The sequence below is a fragment of the Rhizocola hellebori genome, assembly GCF_016862955.1.
Lineage (GTDB): Bacteria > Actinomycetota > Actinomycetes > Mycobacteriales > Micromonosporaceae > Rhizocola > Rhizocola hellebori.
In genome coordinates this window covers 171,913-188,457 of sequence record NZ_BONY01000008.1, presented here as the reverse complement: position 1 = coordinate 188,457, position 16,545 = coordinate 171,913, and the positions used below count along the sequence as shown (strand labels likewise).

Sequence of the window (16,545 nt, the reverse complement as noted above, 5' to 3'; positions counted from 1 at the left end):
ATTCCAAATTCATGTCAATAGATGTTACGGGGACGGAATTCCCTTAGTGGCATCGATCAAAGGCTATGGATCAGATACTTGCCGAAGCGTCGATGTCTGTCCGAACGCGACACTGGTGCCGCCGGGGATGGACATGCGGCCCATCGCGGGTCTTGTGGCCAGGGGCTAGTGTTCGTGGAACTCCGGGCCTGCCTCCCAATGACAGGCGCACAACCGCCGGCGGACACCTGTGAGAAGGAGCCCTATCTTGTCGCACCTCGGTTTCGCCCGCTCGCTTTCGCTAGTCGCGGTGGCGGCACTCGTGCTTAGCGCTTGCGGCTCGAAGTCCGACGACCCGGTGAAGCAGGGCCCGGTCGTCGTTGACGGTGCCGTGGACATGCCGGCGCTGCAGCGCATGGTCGACACCCAGCGGGCGCGATCGAAGGAGCTGCAGGAGATCGAGCTCGCCAGGCTGGACAACGTCCTGGAGCGAGGGCTGTGGACCGAGTCGGGCCTGGAGTCGGCGCTGGGCGGCGCCGCGGCCGCTGACGCGGCCTTTGACGCCCACGGCAAGGCACTCACCAGCAAGGCACGGGCGATCGGTGACCTGCCAATGGTGATAAAGCCGGTGCTGTACGTGGCCGATCCCACCATCGGTGAAGGCATGTTCGGCGGCGCGATCGTGGCCTTCCTCGGGGCCGACCGCGCGGTGTCCGCCTCCAACGAGTTCACGGACGGCCAAGGTTCTATGGACCTGGGCAAGGAAATGAATATCTCGGGCTCCCGCGGACACGTCGACATGGTGCTGGACGCCACTCACGAATCGCACGGCGTGACTACCAGACTGATCGTGAAAATCGGGATCAGCCCATGTCCCGACGCGAACGGCCGCTTCGAGGCGAGCGCCAAAGTCGATGTCTCGGTGACGAAGTCCGGTGGCAGCACCGGCCAGAAGGGCACCCTGGACCTCGCGATCACCGGCCAGGCCGACGATGACGCCAAGCTGGCGTCGACCGATACCGAATACCGCATGCAGTTTGCCGACTTCGCGAACAGCAAGGGTGGTTTCGTGGAGGTCTCAGGTGCGATGGGCGATACGAAGGTGCGCTCCGCGACGCTCACCCGCAGCGGCGGCAAGGCGAACAGCTCGATGCAGGAATCGGCTGTCGGCTTCGGCTCGCTGTTCAGCATGATCGTGGCGAGCTCGGTCGCCTTGGCGGCCGAGAAGGGCTGGCAGTCAGGCAATTGCGTGAGCCTCAAGCCGACCGTCTCGCCGGGGCCGAAAGGCATGAAACCCGGCGCAACCTCAACGATCAACGCGGCGCCCCGCAGCCGGATCGACGGCGGGCCTGTCGGCGGGTCGGTCAAGGCGACCCTCGCCGGAGGTGGCGCCTCGGTCAAGCCGGACGGCAGCAAGGTGAACGCCGACGCGACCTTCACCTACACCGCGCCGGACGCCCCCGACAAGACCGGGACGGTGGCCCTTGAGGCCAGATCGCGCAGAGGTGTCGCCAAGGCGAGCATCGATTTCGACACCAAACGCGGCGGGTACGTCGCCAGTGGGGGCACCCAGGTGAAGGTCTCCGGCACCGTCAACGACCTCACCGCCCCATTCACCTTGCAAGGCAAGGGAACCGGCTTCGATGTCGTCTACTCCTACACCCCGGCCAGCGGCACCGGTGGCACCTACACCTACACCGGCTCGGGTAGCGGCGTGTCGATGCAGGGATCTGGCACCTACCAGATCGCGGGCAGCGACCCGGTGCTGACTCTGACGCAGACCGGCAACGGCTGCGTCACCATGGGCGGTTGCAGCACGACCACCAACGTCATCACCCTGACCAGAGCCGGAGCCTGAAAGCCACCTCTGGCCAGAAATGCAGCATTGAGGTGTCTTGCCGCCTATCGCGAGATGCGCAGGAGGAGTAGGGCGCTGGTGCCGCAAGCGATTGCGGCGGCGGCCATGAAGGTGTTGGGGGCGACGGCTGCGGCGGCGAGGGGCGCGCCGGCTTTGGCGAGAGTGATGGGCATTGTCATGATGCCGGCGATGGTGGCGTACCGGCTCGTGCCGTAGCGGGCGGCGAGGATGGCGGGTCTGGCGATGGTGGCGACGCCGAAGCCGAGTCCGAAAGCGACGATGCAGGCGCCGGCGCCGGCGATGGTGCCGCCAAGAAATGGCAGCGCTGCCGCGCCGAAAGCTTGAGCGGCGAAGACGGCGGCGGTGACGGCGGTCATGCCGAATCGTTTGGACAGACCGGTGGTGGTGAGCCGGCCGGTGACGGACAGGATGCCGAGCAGGCCGGAAAGTGTGGCGGCGGCGGTCGCGGTGTGCCCGGCGCGCAGGAGGTAAGTGACCAGAAGGACGCCGACGGCGGAGATGGCCGCGCCGTGGACGACGAAGGCGGCGGCCAGGAGCCAGAATGCCTTGTCTCGTAACGCTTCGCGAACACCTGAGCCAGCGCCCGCCGTGCGGGTCTGGTGTTGCCGGCGGCCCGGAACGGCCAGCAGATGGGCGGGAATGGTGATCGCCGCGAGCAAGACGGCGAGGATGACCAGGGTGGTACGCCAGCCGTGGCGCTCAAGCAGCAGCCCGGTCAGCGGGAAGAAGATGCTGGAGGCGAATCCGGCGACGATGGTGACCGCGAGGAGCGCGTTGTCGCGGCGTTCCGGTCGGGTGGCGGCGACGATGACAGGGAAGGCTGCTTCGTAGAGCATGGTGGCCGAGGCGAGCCCGATGAGGACGAAGACGGCGTAGAGCTGCCAGATGGTGGTGACCTGCGACCAGGCGAGGACCAGAGCGGCCGCGGTGGCTGAGCCGAAGGTGAGCAGGGCGCGGCCGCCCTGCTTGTCGAGCCACCGCCCGACCGGGATGGAGGCGGCTGCGGCGGCGACAATCGCCGCGGTGAATGCGCCGGTGACAGTGGCGGTGCTGGCGCCCAGCTCATGTGCGATGGGCGTGAGCAGGACGGGGAAGGCATAGGAGAGCACGCCGTAGCCGACAGTCTGGGTGACCGAAAGGACGGCGATGAGACGGCGTGAATGCGCGGCCGGGCCGCCACCGGGTGTGGTGGCGGCCGGGGTGAGGATCGCTGTCACGTCAGCTGCAGCAGCCGTCGCCGCTGCTGGCCGGTCCACCAATGGTGACCAGCGGCAGGGAAATCAGGCCGCCCTGAACACCGGTGGCCAGGCCGCGCTTGACGTCCGGTGTGGGGCCGCAGCAGGAGGACTCGGCGGTGTCGGCGTTGGTGGAGCAGACGCCGGTTTCGGGTAGTTCCAGCTGGACGTTGCGGGCGGCTTCCCAGTCACCGTCGATGGCGGCCACGACCGAGCGGGTCTGCTCGTAGCCGGTGGCGAGAAGGAAGGTGGGGGCGCGGCCGTAGGACTTCGCGCCGACGATGAAGAACCCGGCTTCGGGGTGGGCGAGTTCGTCGGCGCCGTGGGGTGGGACGGTGCCGCAGGAGTGCTGGTTCGGGTCGATCAGCGGGGCGAGAGCGCGAGTGGAGCCGAGAATCGGGTCCAGGTCCAGGCGTAGCTCGGTGGCCGCGGTGTGGTCCGGGCGCGCGCCGGTGGCATTGACGATGACGTCCGCCGCCACCTTCTCCCCGTCGGTGGACACGACAGCATCGCCGGTGATCTCGTGCGCGAAGAATCCGGTGTGGACGGTCACTTTTCCTTGCTCGACAAGGGCTTTGACCGCGCTTCCGATCGATCCGCGGGCGGGCAGGGCATCGGCTGCGCCGCCGCCGTAGGCCCGGGACGGGTCCGGGGCACGCACGACCCAATGCACGGTCGTGTCCGCGGCGAGCTCGGCCAGGGCCAGCACGGTCCCCGTAGCCGAGTGGCCCGCGCCGATGACGGCAACGTTCTTACCGACGAAGTGGGGACGTAAGACGCCCAATACATCGGGCATGCCGTCGAAGACACGGCCGTTGGCGCGGGCTTCGGCCTCACCGTGGGCGGCAAGGCCGTTGCCGCCGACTGGATTCGGGTGACGCCAGGTTCCCGAGGCGTCGATGACGGCGCGGGCCAGCAGCTCGGTGTCGTCGGCCAGGCGGATCAGGAACGGGGCGTGTTCACGGCCGGTGGTGCGGACCTTGTCGAAGCCCTGCCGGGCGATCGCGGAAACGGTTGCGCCGTAACGGATGTGCGGGGCGATCGCCGGGTGCGCGGCCAGCGGGGCCAGGTATTGGCTGACCAGGTCGCCGCCGGTGGGCAGCTGCTGCGGGTCGGGCGCTGTCCAGCCGGTGGTTTCCAGCAGGGCGCGGGCGGCGGGGTCGGTGTTGTACCGCCACGGGGAGAACAGGCGCACGTGCGCCCATTGCGCCACAGACGCGGCGACGGTGTCGCCGGCTTCCAGAACCACGAAGGGCATGTTGCGGGTGGCGAGCTGGGCGGCGGCGGCCATGCCGACCGGGCCCGCGCCGATGACCGCGACCGGCAACGTGCTGGCATTAGTGCTCATGGCACCCCTTAAAGTCTGTTTAGAAGTTCCTCTAACCAATATCTAGACTGCCGTCTAGTTAGACAATTGTCAAGACAAGCCCGCGATCGTGCTGCGGCGCTCGACGAGCACGACGTCGCGCCACACGCCGTCGAGGCAGCCGACCCGTTCCCGGACGCCGATCTGCCGGAATCCGGCCGCCCGGTGCAGCGCAAGGGAGGCGGTGTTCTCCGGGAAGACGCCAGACTGCAGGGTCCAGATCCCACCCGCCTCGGTGGAGGCGATGAGCTGACGCATCAAGGCAATCCCCACGCCCTGACCGCGGGCCTCCGGGTGGATGTAGACGGCGTGCTCCACCACACCCCGGTAGGCGTGCCGCCAGGAGAACGGGATGCAGGCGACCCAGCCCAGAACTTGCCCGGTGCCGCCTTCGGCGACGAAGCGGTGCTCGCGCATGCGGCGGGTGTCGAACTCCTGCCACGGCGGAGCCGCCGTCTCGAAGGTCGCGTTGCCGGTGTCGATTCCGGCCTGGTAGATGGCGAGCACAGCGTCGCCGTCGGCGTCGGTCATAGGGCGGATCGTCAGCATGATTCCCCCGGTTTGGCTGGTGCTGGTTTGCCCATGACGAGGTCGGCGGCACTGGGGAAACAGCTGATGCAGTTGGTGTTGATGCGATAGCGGCGGGCGTTGCCGTCGGGCTCGGCGAGCACGAACCGCACCTCCGCCAGGATCTTCAAGTGCTGCGACACCGTCGACTGGGCCAATCCCATGACCCCGACGATCTCGCCGACGCTCATCGGCTCACCCGTGCGCGCGAGCAGCTCGACCAGCTGCACCCGCGACGGGTCGGCCAAGGCTTTGAACCATGAGGCGTATTCGGCCGCCGCGGCCCGATCCAGTAGCTCCATCCGGTACCCCAATATCATCGTCAATCGGCGATAGACGATTAGACTTTAACATGCTCACGCAGGATCGTGACCGTGGTGGTAATCAGGGCGGCGGCGGCCAGCAAGGTTGAATCCTCGACGCGGTCGGCGGTTTCGGCGGGTGTCTGGTAGCCGGGCATGCCCATCCCGATCCCCACGGCCGCCAGCCCTGCCGCCGCGTAGCGCCGGTTGTCCGACGGCATGGCCTGGGCTCGCAGCGGCACACCGGCGAGCCGGCCCGCCTGGTCGAGCGCGGCCAGCAGCGCGTGGGCGGGGCCGCCCGCTTCCACTGCTGCGGCCTGGTGCAATTGCGCCGCCCCATCCATGTTGATCACCAATGTGCCTGCGGGCACCTGCGGGGCATGGTGAGCCGAGCCGTGCGCTCCCGCCTCCTCGGCATCCAGCAAGGCCACCGCCAGACCCATCCCGGGTGGCAGCGTGTGGTGAAGCTGTTGCGCCGCTTCAACAATCACGGCCACCCCGGAGGCGTTGTCGGCCGCGGCCGGATGGCGCAGCCCGGCATCATCGCCCACCCCATCGAAATGGGCGGCGAGCAACACTGACAGCGCGCCAGGCTCAGGCTCGCGAAAGACGCCATGAACATTGATCCCATTTACTTCAACACTTTTCACGGGTACGGACGCCGACACCCATGACCCGCTGCCTTCGGCAGACGCGGCCAGCTGCGTGTGCAGGTCGGTGCGCACCGACAGGACGGGTAGCGGTCCAGCGGCCGGCCCGGCGATCATTTTCGGCATCCAGCCCGCGTCGTCGGCGCCCCTGGGCACCAGCAGCCCAGCTGCGCCGGCGGCGAAAAGGTGGGGGAGTGACGCGGTGCCAAGTGTTTCCGCCACTACCCAGGCACCCCGCTCTTTCCCAGACCCGGCCAGAGTCAGCTGTCCTTTCCGGACAGTAGGCAGGTGTGCTGAGGCAAGGTGTTCGGCGAAGTCGCGCCGATGGACAAGGTCGGTGTCACCGAATTCCTGGTGCCAGATGAGCACCGGCGGCGCGGAGAGCTCCTTGACCGCGCCCGTGACGGTGAACTCGTCCAGGCGCACCTGTGCGCCGACGCTCCTGAGCTGCTCAGCCAGCCATCGGGCCGCTGCCCGCCCACCTGCGCTGCCTACCCGGCGTCCGGCGAACTCGTCCGCCGCAAGGCGCACGACCATCTCGCGCATCCGATGCGCGGGGCCGGTGGTTTCCGGCCCCGCGATGGGCAAGCTCATCCGCAGCAGCCCTGACCGGTCGCGACCGCTTCGGCCTTGGCAGCGGCGCCGCAACAGCTTCCCGCCGCCTGCGCGTCGGCGGCCGTGCCGCAGCACGGGCTGGCGGCGCTAGCGTCGGCGGGGGCGGCGGTCGAGGGAGCGCTGCCGCAACAGCCGCCGCCGGACGGCGGGGTGAACGCGTCGGCAAGGTCTCCGGTGAACCCACCCGTTGTTGGTGTAGTGGTCATGGCATTCTCCTCGGTTAACGGATGAACGGAACGTTTGCGGCGGCCTGCTCGCGGATCCGGCTGTAGTGCGCTTCGGCGCGGCAGGCGCTGGTGCACACCTGGGCGCACTCGTCGCAGAACTCGGTCGGCCCGGTAGCGGTGAGCCTGCGCAGCAGTTTGGTGAACACGATCCACTCCTGTCTAGATGAATATCTAATCAGCGGTACGGGGCCAGCTTGCACCCTGTTTAGAAATCTGTCAACCTAGAGGCATGTCGAAACAGCTTGTGGTGCTGGACACCTCCACCGGCGCCTGCTGCGAACCACTCGCCGAGGCCGCGCTTGATGCCGGGCAGGCCGAAACGCTCGCGCCGATGTTCAAAGCGCTCGGTGACCCGATCCGGCTGCGCCTGCTGTCGATGATCACCTCCGCTCAGGGTGGGGAGGCCTGCGTGTGCGATCTGACCCCGCAGTTCGACGTGTCCGGCCCGACCATCTCGCATCACCTGCGGGTGCTGCGGGAAGCCGGGCTGATCGAGGGTGACCGCCGTGGCACGTGGGTCTGGTACCGGCCGATGCCCGCAGCGATGCAAGCGCTGGCTGCGGTGCTGGCTGTCCCGGCCGCCGCCGGCACGTGAGCTGCGGCGCCGGGAAAGCGAACGTTGCGTGAACAGAGCAGTGCCGCTCTTGCCAACCGGGTGAACGCCGCCCATAAAATCACAGCGTGCTGATATCAGCTGAAGATGATGTGACAGTGGTGGCCGGCCTGCTGGCCGATCCTGTCCGGGCGCGGATCGTCCGGGTTCTCGCGCGGGGCCCGGCATGTGTCTGTCATCTGGTGGAGGACCTGGATCTGAAGCAGCCCAACGTATCCAACCATGTGCGGGTGCTGCGCCACGCCGGGCTGATCACCGGCGAGAACCGGGGCAAGTTCACCTTCTACCACCTCAACCACGTCATGCTCGACACCGCCGCCGCGCAGTTGAGCGAGTTGGCCGCCACCGCGCGTGAGCATGCCGAAGCGCGCCGGGATTGCGCATGACAGCCCTGTGGCGTCGCGCCGCCGCCGAGTTCGTCGGCACTGCCGCGCTGGTCACCACCGTTGTCGGCTCCGGCATCATGGCTCAGACGTTGTCCACCGACGGCGCGGTGCGGTTGCTGGCCAACTCCACGGCGACCGTCTTCGGGCTGGCCGTATTGATCGCCGTGTTCGGCCCGATCTCGGGCGCCCACTTCAACCCGGTCGTCTCCCTTGCCGACTGGTGGCTCGGCCGGCGCACCCGCACCGGACTGGCCATCCCCGACGTGGGCGGCTACGTCGCGGCGCAGACCGGCGGGGCGATCGCCGGGGCGATCATCGCCAACCTGATGTTCGACCTGCCCGCGATCGCCTGGTCACAGACCATCCGCAGCGGCGCCCACCTGTGGTTCGCCGAAATCGTTGCCACCACAGGGCTTGTCGTGGTCATCGTCGGCCTGGTCCGCACCGGCAAGGCGGCAATCATCCCCGCGGCGGTGGGCGCCTACATCGGGGCGGCCTACTGGTTCACCTCCAGCACGTCGTTCGCCAATCCGGCGGTGACCATTGGCCGTGCCTTCACCGACACCTACGCCGGGATCGCCCCCGGCAGCGTAGCCGGTTTCGTTGCCGCCCAAGCAATTGGCATGGTGGCAGCGCTAGGTTTGATCGCCGTGTGCTATCCGGTCGGCCCCGCCGAAACCGCAGTCATGACCAACGCCGCACCCGAGGAGAGGCAGGCCCAGCATGCCTGACCCGAGCGAACAACCCACGGTCCTGTTCGTGTGCGTGCACAACGCCGGCCGGTCGCAGATGGCCGCCGGATGGCTCAAACACCTGGCAGGCAACAAGGTCCGGGTGCTCTCAGCCGGGTCCGCGCCCAAGGAGTCCATCAACCCGGTGGCGGTGGCGGCGATGGCCGAGGTGGGAATCGACATCACCGGCAACATCCCGCAGAAACTCGAATACGAGACCGCGCGTGAATCCGACGTCATCGTCACCATGGGCTGTGGCGACGCCTGCCCATACTTCCCCGGAAAGCGTTACGAGGACTGGGTGCTGACCGATCCGGCGGGCCAGTCGATCGAGGTGGTGCGCGAGGTCCGTGATGAGATTCGCGAACGGGTCAAGACGTTGATCCAGGAGATCGCGCCGGCATAGCGCGCGGCGAGCCGTCGCTGGTGCGAAGATGGGCCGGTGATGCCGCAACGGTTTTCTGCGATCATGTCGGGTCGTGGACGCAATGGAGGTTTCATCGCCGTCCCGTTTGACCCTGATGCAGCGTGGGGAGTCAAACCTCGTCATCCCGTCACGGGCACGCTCAACGGCTGCGGATTTCGTGGTGTGATCGAAACCGGCGCTGATGGTGTTCACGGGTTTGCCGTAGGAGCGGCATGGCTGCGTGACAGCCGGGCGACCATCGGCGGGCACGTCGAGGTCGAACTGATTCCCGAAGGGCCGCAACGCGGTGACCTCGGAGCGGATGTCGCCGCGGCGCTGGAGGCTAGCCCGCGGGCCGGTGCCTTCTTCGACGGGCTGGCCCAGTTTTACCGCAAGGCTTACCTGCGCTGGATCGACGGCACCAAACGCCGCCCAGACGAGCGAGCGCGCCGGATCGCCGAAATGGTCACGCTCTTGGAAAATGGGCAAAAGGAACGCGGGGCATCCTGAAAGGTCTTGACGAAATCCATACGCGACCAGTTAGCCGGACGGGCGTACTGTTTGCGGCGTGGAGCTTATTGCCCTCGCGGTAGGAGCAGCCATCGGTGTGCTCCTCGTGTTCTTTCTTATGGTGGCCAAGTCGGTGCACCGGATAGGTCCGACCGAGGTCGGCCTGGTCACCAAGCGTTTTGGCCGCAAGCTGCCCGATGACAATCCAATCGCCTTCAATCGGGAGGCCGGACATCAGGCCGACCTGCTGATGCCGGGGATGCGGATGAAATGGTGGCCAATCTTCACTGTCACCAAGTTTCCTTGGGTACAGATCCAGGCCGGCGAGATCGGTGTGGTGATCTCCCAGGTCGGGCGGTCGTTGCCGATCGGTGCGAAAAGTGCGCGGTACCGCACCGAGTTTGGCACCTTCACCGATCTGCGCGGCTTCATCTCCGGCGGTGGGGAGAAGGGTGTGCAGCGGCCGGTGCTTCCACCGGGATCGCTGGTGCCGATCCATCCCGTGGGATTCCTGGTCATCACCGCCCGGCACGTGCATGGGCTGCCGGTCGCGCCGGAGTTCGCGGCGCTGGCTCGGGGAGGCAAACTTGTCGCCCAGTCTTTCAAGCTTGACCCCAAACAGCTTGAGGTGGCGGTGATCGCACCCCATGGCACGACCGACGTCATCGGGTTGGTGACCACTTTGGAGGGTGAGCCGTTGCCTTCTGGTGATCTAGCCAGCCGGATCGGCGCCTTCGACGACATTGTCGCGCTGGAAACCGATCGGGCGGTCACCGATGCTCAGGTCATTGACATTTTGATGGGTACCAAGAACGGCCTGCACAACAATTACCAGGACTTCCAAGCGTTCCTGGATGCCGGCGGCCGGATCGGGTTGCAACACGATCCGCTGCTGTACGGCGCATACCTGCTCAATCCGTTCCTGGTGCGGGTGGAATTGGTGCCGATGCTGGTGGTCAATCAAGGGCAGGTCGCCGTCATCAAGTCCTTCGTGGGGCTGCCCACATTGGACACTTCGGGCGAGGAGTTCAAGTTCGGCAGCATTGTGGCGCCGGGGCACCGCGGCATCTGGCAGGAGCCGTTGCGGACAGGCAAATACGCCATCAATCCCCGCATCTACGCCGCCGAGCTCGTACCCACCTTCATATTGACGCTCAACTGGGCCAATGCCGCCTCGCAGGCCCATGATCTGGACGCCCGCCTGGAGCCGATTGTGGGTAAGAGCCGGGAGGGTTTCATCTTCACCATCGATCTGCAGGTGCAGATCCACGTGCCGGATGCCCGCGCGCCCAAGGTGATTTCGATGGTGGGCACGATGAAGAATCTCGTCAACGAGGTTCTTCAGTCGGCCGTGGGCAACCATTTCCGCAATACGCTGCAGGCGCTGGAGGCGGTCAAGTTCATCGAGACCCGCGAGCAGGTGCAGCAAAGCGCGCACACCGCGGTCACCCGCTACCTGGCCGGCTACGAGATCGAAACGAAAGGCGTCTACATCCAGGATGTCGTCTTTCCCGACGAGCTGGTCGCCGTGCTGACCCGCCGCGAAATAGCCAACCAGGAACGCGCCACATACAAGGAACAGCAGGCCGCCCAGACCGCGCGAATCGAGATGGAGAAAGCACGCGGCACGGCCGACATGCAAGCGGAACTGGCCGCCGCGCAGGTCTCCGTAGACATCAACGGCAACCGGGCACAAGCCCGCGAAGCGCAGGCCGGCGGGGATGCCGCGTACACGCGGATCACCGGGCAGGCCGAGGCCGACCGGGTGCAGGCCATCGGACTGGCCGAGGCCAAGGCAACCGAGGCCCTCGGCGTCGCCCGCGCGGCCGGATTCGCCGCGCAGCGGGAAGCCATCGGCGAGATGCCCACCGCGTTGGTGGCGGTAGCAGGCGCTGTAGCCGAAGGCAAAATCAACGTGGTCCCCGACATCCTGGTCACCGGCAACGGATCCAGCCTGGACGGCCTGGCCGCCACCCTCATGCGAAAGCTGTCGCCTGCCCAGGATGGTCAGCCGGGCTAAGGCCGGATGAGCGGGAAATCACTGCTCCGTCAAGGCAGCGTCAAAATTCGGCGGCCGCACGTATGGATGCCGTCAAGAGCTCTCCCATCCGCGTGCCACTTCGGGTTTCCTCTGATGCGTGTCAACGAACTGTTTGAATGAAGCTCGTAGAACACGCAAAACGGACGATAACCAGCTAAGGAGGCACGCGGTGGGCGATCTCGTCTACGTGCTGCTCACTATCGGCCTGTTCGCCGTGCTCGCCCTGGCGATCAGGGGAGCCGAGCGACTGTGACCGCAACGAATGTGATCGGCCTGGTGATCGCGGCGGGGCTGGCGGTCTTCCTGGTGGTGGCGCTGCTCTTCCCGGAGAGGTTCTGATGAACACGACATCCGCGGGAGTGATTTTCGTGCTCTCGCTCATCGTCGCGCTGGCGGTCGCGTACCGCTATCTCGGCGACTACCTGTACCGGGTCGTCTCCGGCAGCAAGCACAGCGCTGTTGAGCGCGGCCTGTACCGAGCCATCGGGGTGAACCCGGCCGCAGAGCAGACCTGGGGCACCTACGCGCGCAGCGTGCTGGCGTTCTCGGCCGTCTCGCTGCTGTTCCTGTATGCATTCCTGCGCCTGCAGGATTTCTTGTTCGCCAACCCCAACTTCGAAACCGGCATCAACGAAAGGGTTTTCGACCACCTGGCGTGGAACACCGCGGTCAGTTTCGTGACGAACACCAACTGGCAGGCCTACTCGGGTGAGTCGACGATGACCCATCTGGTGCAGGCGGCCGGGCTAAGCGTGCAGAACTTCGTCTCTGCGGCGGTGGGTATAGCGGTGGCAGTGGCGCTGGTGCGCGGCTTCGCCCGTTCGCGCAACGGGCAGCTGGGCAACTTCTGGGTCGACCTGACCCGGATCACGTTGCGAGTCCTTCTGCCGATCAGTGCGGTGGCGGCGATCCTGCTCATTGCGGGCGGCGCGGTGCAGAACTTCACCGACGGCACGGTGGTGTCGACGCTGACCGGCGGCGAGCAGCACCTCACCGGCGGGCTGGTCGCGTCGCAGGAGGCCATCAAAGAGCTGGGCACCAACGGAGGCGGCTTCTACAACGTCAACTCCGCGCATCCGTTCGAGAACCCCAGCGCGTGGACGAACTGGCTGCAGATCTTCCTCATCTTCTGTATCCCGGTGGCGTTGCCGCGGGTGTTCGGCCGGATGGTCAAGGACAACCGGCAGGGCTACGCCATCATCGCCGTGATGGGCATTCTGGCCATCGCCAGCATCGCGCTGACCAACGTGTTCGAGCTTCATGGCGCGGGCACGGTGCCGATGGCCATCGGTGCGGCCATGGAGGGCAAGGACATCCGCTTCGGTGTGTCCGACTCGGCGACCTTCGCGGCGGCCACGACATTGACGTCCACGGGCGCGGTGAACTCGTTTCACGACTCGTACACGGCGCTGGGCGGGATGATGCCGATGTTCAACATGATGCTTGGTGAGGTGGCTCCCGGTGGTGTGGGCGCGGGGCTCTACGGCATGCTCGTCATCGCTGTCATCACGGTGTTCGTGGCCGGGCTGATGGTCGGGCGCACTCCGGAGTACCTGGGTAAGAAGATCGGCGCCCGGGAAATCAAATTCGCGTCGCTCTACTTCCTGATCACCCCGGCGCTGGTGCTGATCGGCACGGCCGCGGCGCTGGCCTCCGGGAACTGGCGGACGCAGGCCAACGTAGGCCCGCATGGGTTCTCGGAAGTGCTCTACGCGTTCACGTCCGCGTCGAACAACAACGGCTCGGCGTTTGGCGGTATCACTGTCAACACGCCGTGGTGGGACACCGCACTTGGACTGTGCATGCTTTTGGGACGGTTCCTTCCCATCATCATGGTGCTCGGTCTGGCCGGATCCCTTGCGGCACAGAAGCCGACTCCGGCCTCGGCGGGGACCTTGCCGACGCACCAGCCGCTTTTCGTCGCCATGGTGGCCGGTGTCGTCGTGATCCTCGTGGCGTTGACATTCCTGCCCGCGCTGGCGCTGGGCCCCCTGGCTGAAGGTCTGTGATGACAACACTGGCAACAACATCCCCCAAGAAGATCGGGGCCGGCCTGCTGGACCCGAGGATGCTCTGGAAGTCCCTTCCCGATGCTTTGCGCAAACTCAACCCGGCCAGCCTGTGGCGCAACCCGGTCATGTTCATCGTCTGGGTGGGGGCGGTGTTCAGCACGGTCCTGGCGATCACCGACCCGTCGGCTTTCGCCTGGATCATCGTGGTGTGGCTGTGGCTGACCGTCGTGTTCGCCAACCTGGCCGAGGCGGTAGCCGAGGGCCGGGGCAAGGCGCAGGCCGCCACCTTGCGCCAGGCCAAGAAGGACACCATCGCGCGCAAGCTGCCAAGGTGGCCGGCCACCGACGAGGTGGCCATCGAGGCTGTGGCGCTCAAGCAGGGCGATGTGGTGGTCTGCGAGGCAGGCGACACCATCCCCGGTGACGGCGATGTCATCGAAGGCATTGCCAGCGTTGACGAATCGGCCATCACCGGCGAGTCGGCCCCGGTGATCCGCGAGTCCGGCGGAGACCGCAGCGCGGTCACCGGCGGCACCAAGGTGCTCTCGGACAGGATCGTCATCAAGATCACGCAGCGGCCGGGGGAGTCGTTCATCGACAGGATGATCGCGCTTGTGGAGGGGGCCAACCGGCAGAAGACCCCCAACGAGATCGCCCTCAACATTCTGCTGGCGAGCTTGACCATCATTTTCCTGCTGACCGTCGTGACACTGCAGCCGATGGCCATCTACGCCAAGGCATGGCAGGGCGCGGCACCGGACACCATCGCGCTGGGCCAAGACGGTCTGTCCGGCATCGTGCTGGTGTCGTTGTTGGTGGCGTTGATTCCGACCACCATCGGCGCGTTGCTGTCGGCCATCGGCATCGCGGGCATGGACCGGCTCGTGCAACGCAACGTGCTGGCCATGTCCGGGCGTGCTGTCGAGGCTGCCGGTGATGTGAACACGTTGCTGCTGGACAAGACCGGCACCATCACCCTGGGCAACCGGCAGGCAGCCGAATTCCTGCCGGTCGCCGGGACCGACGCGCAGGAGCTGGCCAACGCCGCACAGCTGTCCAGCCTGGCCGACGAAACGCCGGAGGGCCGCTCGATTGTGGTGCTGGCCAAGCAGCAATACAACCTGCGCGAACGGGAGACGGCAGGCCTTCTTTTCGTGCCGTTCACCGCACAGACCCGAATGTCCGGAGTGGACCTGCCCGGACGGCAGGTACGCAAGGGGGCGGCGACCGCGGTCATGAAGTGGGTGCGTGACAACGGCGGTCACCCCACCGACGAGGTCGGTCACGTTGTCGACGCCATCTCGTCCTCGGGCGGCACGCCGCTGGTGGTGGCAGAGGTCGTGTCAGGGCAGCAGGCTCGCGCGCTGGGTGTCATCCACCTCAAGGACGTCGTCAAGCAGGGCATGCGGGAACGGTTCGACGAGATGCGCCGCATGGGCATCCGCACCGTGATGATCACCGGCGACAACCCGTTGACAGCTAAAGCGATCGCCGATGAAGCGGGCGTGGACGACTTCCTCGCCGAGGCGACGCCGGAGGACAAGCTGGCGCTGATCCGCAAGGAGCAGGAGGGCGGGCGGCTGGTCGCCATGACTGGCGACGGCACCAACGATGCGCCCGCACTGGCGCAGGCCGACGTCGGGGTGGCGATGAACACCGGCACCTCGGCGGCCAAAGAGGCCGGGAACATGGTGGACCTCGACTCGGATCCCACCAAGCTCATCGAGATCGTGGAGATCGGCAAGCAGCTGCTCATCACGCGCGGAGCGTTGACGACGTTCTCCATCGCCAACGACATCGCGAAATACTTCGCCATCATCCCGGCGATGTTCGCGGGCGTGTACCCGGCGCTGGAGGGCATGAACATCATGCGCCTGACCTCCCCGACGACGGCGATCATCTCCGCGATCATCTTCAACGCGCTCGTCATCATCGCGCTCATCCCGCTGGCTCTGCGCGGCGTGCGCTACACCCCCAGCAGCGCCAGCAAGCTGTTGACCCGCAACCTGTGGATCTACGGTCTAGGCGGCATCATCGCACCGTTCATCGGCATCAAACTCATCGACATGATCGTGTCGCTCATACCAGGGATATCGTGATGCTGCGCTTTTCAGAATTACGGTCAAGTTGGATGACACAGCATTGGGCCGCGGTGCGCGCGGTCCTGGTTCTCACGGTGATAACCGGGTTGGTCTATCCCTTTGCCATCCTGGCGATCGCCCAGATTCCAGGCCTGCGCGGCAATGCCAACGGCTCCATCGTCGAGGTGAACGGCAAACCGGTCGGCAGCACGCTCATCGGCCAGCTGTTCACCGACGCCGACGGCATGGCCGACCCGCGTTACTTCCAGAGCCGGCCGTCCGCGGCCGGTGATGGATACGACCTCGACGCCACCGCCGCCAGCAATCTCGGCCCGGAGTCCATCGAGGACACGCTCGGGGATCCCGCGCTGGACCCGGACTCCGAGGAAGGCGACGGCAGCAAGCAGGCGCTGCTGAGCCAAGTGTGCGCGCGTAGCAAAGCTGTCGGCGAGCTGGAGGGTGTGGACGGCAGCCGGCCGTTCTGCACTGCAGACGGTGTCGGGGCGGTGCTGCGGGTGTTCCGCGAGAACGGCCTCACCGGCAAGGTGACGCGGGCGGTCAGCGTCAACGAGCGCTGCCCGGCGACCCCGTTCCTCGCCGAGTACGAGGGGGTGAAGGTGGAATGCGCCCAGTTCGGTGAGGACTACTCCGCCGGAGTGCTCACGCCTATCCGGGGTAACGCCCCAGCCGACTCTCCGGTGCCGGCCGATGCCGTGGCGGCGAGCGCCAGCGGACTTGACCCGCACATCAGCGTGGCCTACGCGAAGCTCCAGGCGCCACGGGTGGCCAAGGCGCGCGGCATCTCGCTCGAACAGGTCAACTCGCTGATCGCCGAACACACCAACGGGCGGGTGCTCGGGTTCATGGGCGAGCCGGGAGTCAACGTGTTACAGCTCAACCTGGCACTGGACAACCTGTAGCCAGCGCCCAGGGGCGGTCTTGAGA

The 16,545-nt window shown here is 66.5% G+C and carries 18 protein-coding genes; 11 read left to right on the top strand and 7 right to left on the bottom strand.

What is annotated here, in order from left to right:
* Positions 1-247 precede the first annotated feature (247 nt).
* Complete coding sequence (locus Rhe02_RS08625) at positions 248-1,837, top strand: hypothetical protein (protein WP_203907562.1); 1,590 nt, start codon at positions 248-250, stop codon at positions 1,835-1,837.
* A 44-nt stretch (positions 1,838-1,881) separates the two neighbouring features.
* Here the strand turns inward: Rhe02_RS08625 and Rhe02_RS08620 are convergent, their stop codons facing one another.
* From Rhe02_RS08620 to Rhe02_RS08590, 7 genes are all read right to left on the bottom strand, one after another.
* The gene (locus tag Rhe02_RS08620; protein WP_203907561.1) at positions 1,882-3,075 is read right to left on the bottom strand and encodes an MFS transporter; all 1,194 of its coding nucleotides are present in this window, start codon (positions 3,073-3,075) and stop codon (positions 1,882-1,884) included.
* A gap of 1 nt (position 3,076) precedes the next feature.
* On the bottom strand, positions 3,077-4,441 hold the full coding sequence (locus tag Rhe02_RS08615) for an FAD-dependent oxidoreductase (RefSeq protein WP_203907560.1): 1,365 nt from the start codon (positions 4,439-4,441) through the stop codon (positions 3,077-3,079).
* Positions 4,442-4,510: 69 nt separating this feature from the next.
* Complete coding sequence (locus Rhe02_RS08610; protein ID WP_239123555.1) at positions 4,511-4,990, bottom strand: GNAT family N-acetyltransferase; 480 nt, start codon at positions 4,988-4,990, stop codon at positions 4,511-4,513.
* A gap of 11 nt (positions 4,991-5,001) precedes the next feature.
* Entirely contained in the window at positions 5,002-5,328 is a 327-nt protein-coding gene (locus tag Rhe02_RS08605) for an ArsR/SmtB family transcription factor (protein WP_373320611.1), read from the bottom strand.
* A 38-nt stretch (positions 5,329-5,366) separates the two neighbouring features.
* Positions 5,367-6,572, bottom strand: a complete 1,206-nt coding sequence (locus tag Rhe02_RS08600; protein ID WP_203907558.1) for a M28 family peptidase — start codon at positions 6,570-6,572, stop codon at positions 5,367-5,369.
* Positions 6,569-6,799 (bottom strand): hypothetical protein, encoded by a 231-nt coding sequence (locus Rhe02_RS08595; protein WP_203907557.1) that lies wholly within the window; start codon positions 6,797-6,799, stop codon positions 6,569-6,571. Before Rhe02_RS08595 ends, Rhe02_RS08600 begins: the two co-directional genes overlap by 4 nt.
* Positions 6,800-6,813: 14 nt before the next feature.
* Entirely contained in the window at positions 6,814-6,966 is a 153-nt protein-coding gene (locus tag Rhe02_RS08590; RefSeq protein ID WP_203907556.1) for a hypothetical protein, read from the bottom strand.
* 83 nt (positions 6,967-7,049) lie between these two features.
* Here Rhe02_RS08590 and Rhe02_RS08585 point away from each other — a divergent pair, with 83 nt between their 5' ends.
* The 10 genes from Rhe02_RS08585 (at position 7,050) to Rhe02_RS08540 (ending at position 16,520) form a co-directional block, all read left to right on the top strand.
* Positions 7,050-7,415 carry an ArsR/SmtB family transcription factor gene (locus tag Rhe02_RS08585; protein WP_203907555.1) on the top strand — a complete coding sequence of 122 codons (366 nt, stop codon included), beginning with the start codon at positions 7,050-7,052 and terminating at the stop codon, positions 7,413-7,415.
* Positions 7,416-7,501: 86 nt separating this feature from the next.
* Positions 7,502-7,819 carry an ArsR/SmtB family transcription factor gene (locus tag Rhe02_RS08580; protein ID WP_203907554.1) on the top strand — a complete coding sequence of 106 codons (318 nt, stop codon included), beginning with the start codon at positions 7,502-7,504 and terminating at the stop codon, positions 7,817-7,819.
* Complete coding sequence (locus Rhe02_RS08575; RefSeq protein ID WP_203907553.1) at positions 7,810-8,550, top strand: aquaporin; 741 nt, start codon at positions 7,810-7,812, stop codon at positions 8,548-8,550. Before Rhe02_RS08580 ends, Rhe02_RS08575 begins: the two co-directional genes overlap by 10 nt.
* Positions 8,543-8,956, top strand: a complete 414-nt coding sequence (locus Rhe02_RS08570) for an arsenate reductase ArsC (protein WP_203907552.1) — start codon at positions 8,543-8,545, stop codon at positions 8,954-8,956. The genes Rhe02_RS08575 and Rhe02_RS08570 overlap by 8 nt, the downstream gene beginning before the upstream one ends.
* Before the next feature lie 39 nt (positions 8,957-8,995).
* A complete protein-coding gene (locus Rhe02_RS08565) occupies positions 8,996-9,466 on the top strand; it encodes a YdeI/OmpD-associated family protein (protein ID WP_239123568.1) in 471 nt (156 codons plus the stop codon).
* Between the two features lie 58 nt (positions 9,467-9,524).
* On the top strand, positions 9,525-11,486 hold the full coding sequence (locus Rhe02_RS08560; RefSeq protein WP_203907551.1) for an SPFH domain-containing protein: 1,962 nt from the start codon (positions 9,525-9,527) through the stop codon (positions 11,484-11,486).
* A gap of 270 nt (positions 11,487-11,756) precedes the next feature.
* A complete protein-coding gene (gene kdpF / locus Rhe02_RS08555) occupies positions 11,757-11,846 on the top strand; it encodes a K(+)-transporting ATPase subunit F (protein WP_203907550.1) in 90 nt (29 codons plus the stop codon).
* Positions 11,846-13,516, top strand: a complete 1,671-nt coding sequence (gene kdpA / locus Rhe02_RS08550) for a potassium-transporting ATPase subunit KdpA (protein ID WP_203907549.1) — start codon at positions 11,846-11,848, stop codon at positions 13,514-13,516. The genes kdpF and kdpA overlap by 1 nt, the downstream gene beginning before the upstream one ends.
* Positions 13,516-15,618: a potassium-transporting ATPase subunit KdpB gene (gene kdpB, locus Rhe02_RS08545; RefSeq protein ID WP_203907548.1), complete on the top strand. Its 2,103-nt coding sequence runs from the start codon at positions 13,516-13,518 to the stop codon at positions 15,616-15,618. The genes kdpA and kdpB overlap by 1 nt, the downstream gene beginning before the upstream one ends.
* Positions 15,618-16,520 (top strand): potassium-transporting ATPase subunit C, encoded by a 903-nt coding sequence (locus Rhe02_RS08540; protein ID WP_203907547.1) that lies wholly within the window; start codon positions 15,618-15,620, stop codon positions 16,518-16,520. The genes kdpB and Rhe02_RS08540 overlap by 1 nt, the downstream gene beginning before the upstream one ends.
* Positions 16,521-16,545: the final 25 nt, after the last annotated feature.

Coding starts and splice junctions, on each gene's coding strand:
- Rhe02_RS08615 (WP_203907560.1), bottom strand. CDS start 4,441: ATGAGCACTAATGCCAGCACGTTGCCGGTCGCGGTCATCGGCGCGGGC.
- Rhe02_RS08610 (WP_239123555.1), bottom strand. CDS start 4,990: ATGACCGACGCCGACGGCGACGCTGTGCTCGCCATCTACCAGGCCGGA.
- Rhe02_RS08605 (WP_373320611.1), bottom strand. CDS start 5,328: ATGGAGCTACTGGATCGGGCCGCGGCGGCCGAATACGCCTCATGGTTC.
- Rhe02_RS08600 (WP_203907558.1), bottom strand. CDS start 6,572: ATGAGCTTGCCCATCGCGGGGCCGGAAACCACCGGCCCCGCGCATCGG.
- Rhe02_RS08595 (WP_203907557.1), bottom strand. CDS start 6,799: ATGACCACTACACCAACAACGGGTGGGTTCACCGGAGACCTTGCCGAC.
- Rhe02_RS08585 (WP_203907555.1), top strand. CDS start 7,050: ATGTCGAAACAGCTTGTGGTGCTGGACACCTCCACCGGCGCCTGCTGC.
- Rhe02_RS08570 (WP_203907552.1), top strand. CDS start 8,543: ATGCCTGACCCGAGCGAACAACCCACGGTCCTGTTCGTGTGCGTGCAC.
- Rhe02_RS08565 (WP_239123568.1), top strand. CDS start 8,996: ATGCCGCAACGGTTTTCTGCGATCATGTCGGGTCGTGGACGCAATGGA.
- kdpA (WP_203907549.1), top strand. CDS start 11,846: ATGAACACGACATCCGCGGGAGTGATTTTCGTGCTCTCGCTCATCGTC.
- kdpB (WP_203907548.1), top strand. CDS start 13,516: ATGACAACACTGGCAACAACATCCCCCAAGAAGATCGGGGCCGGCCTG.
- Rhe02_RS08540 (WP_203907547.1), top strand. CDS start 15,618: ATGCTGCGCTTTTCAGAATTACGGTCAAGTTGGATGACACAGCATTGG.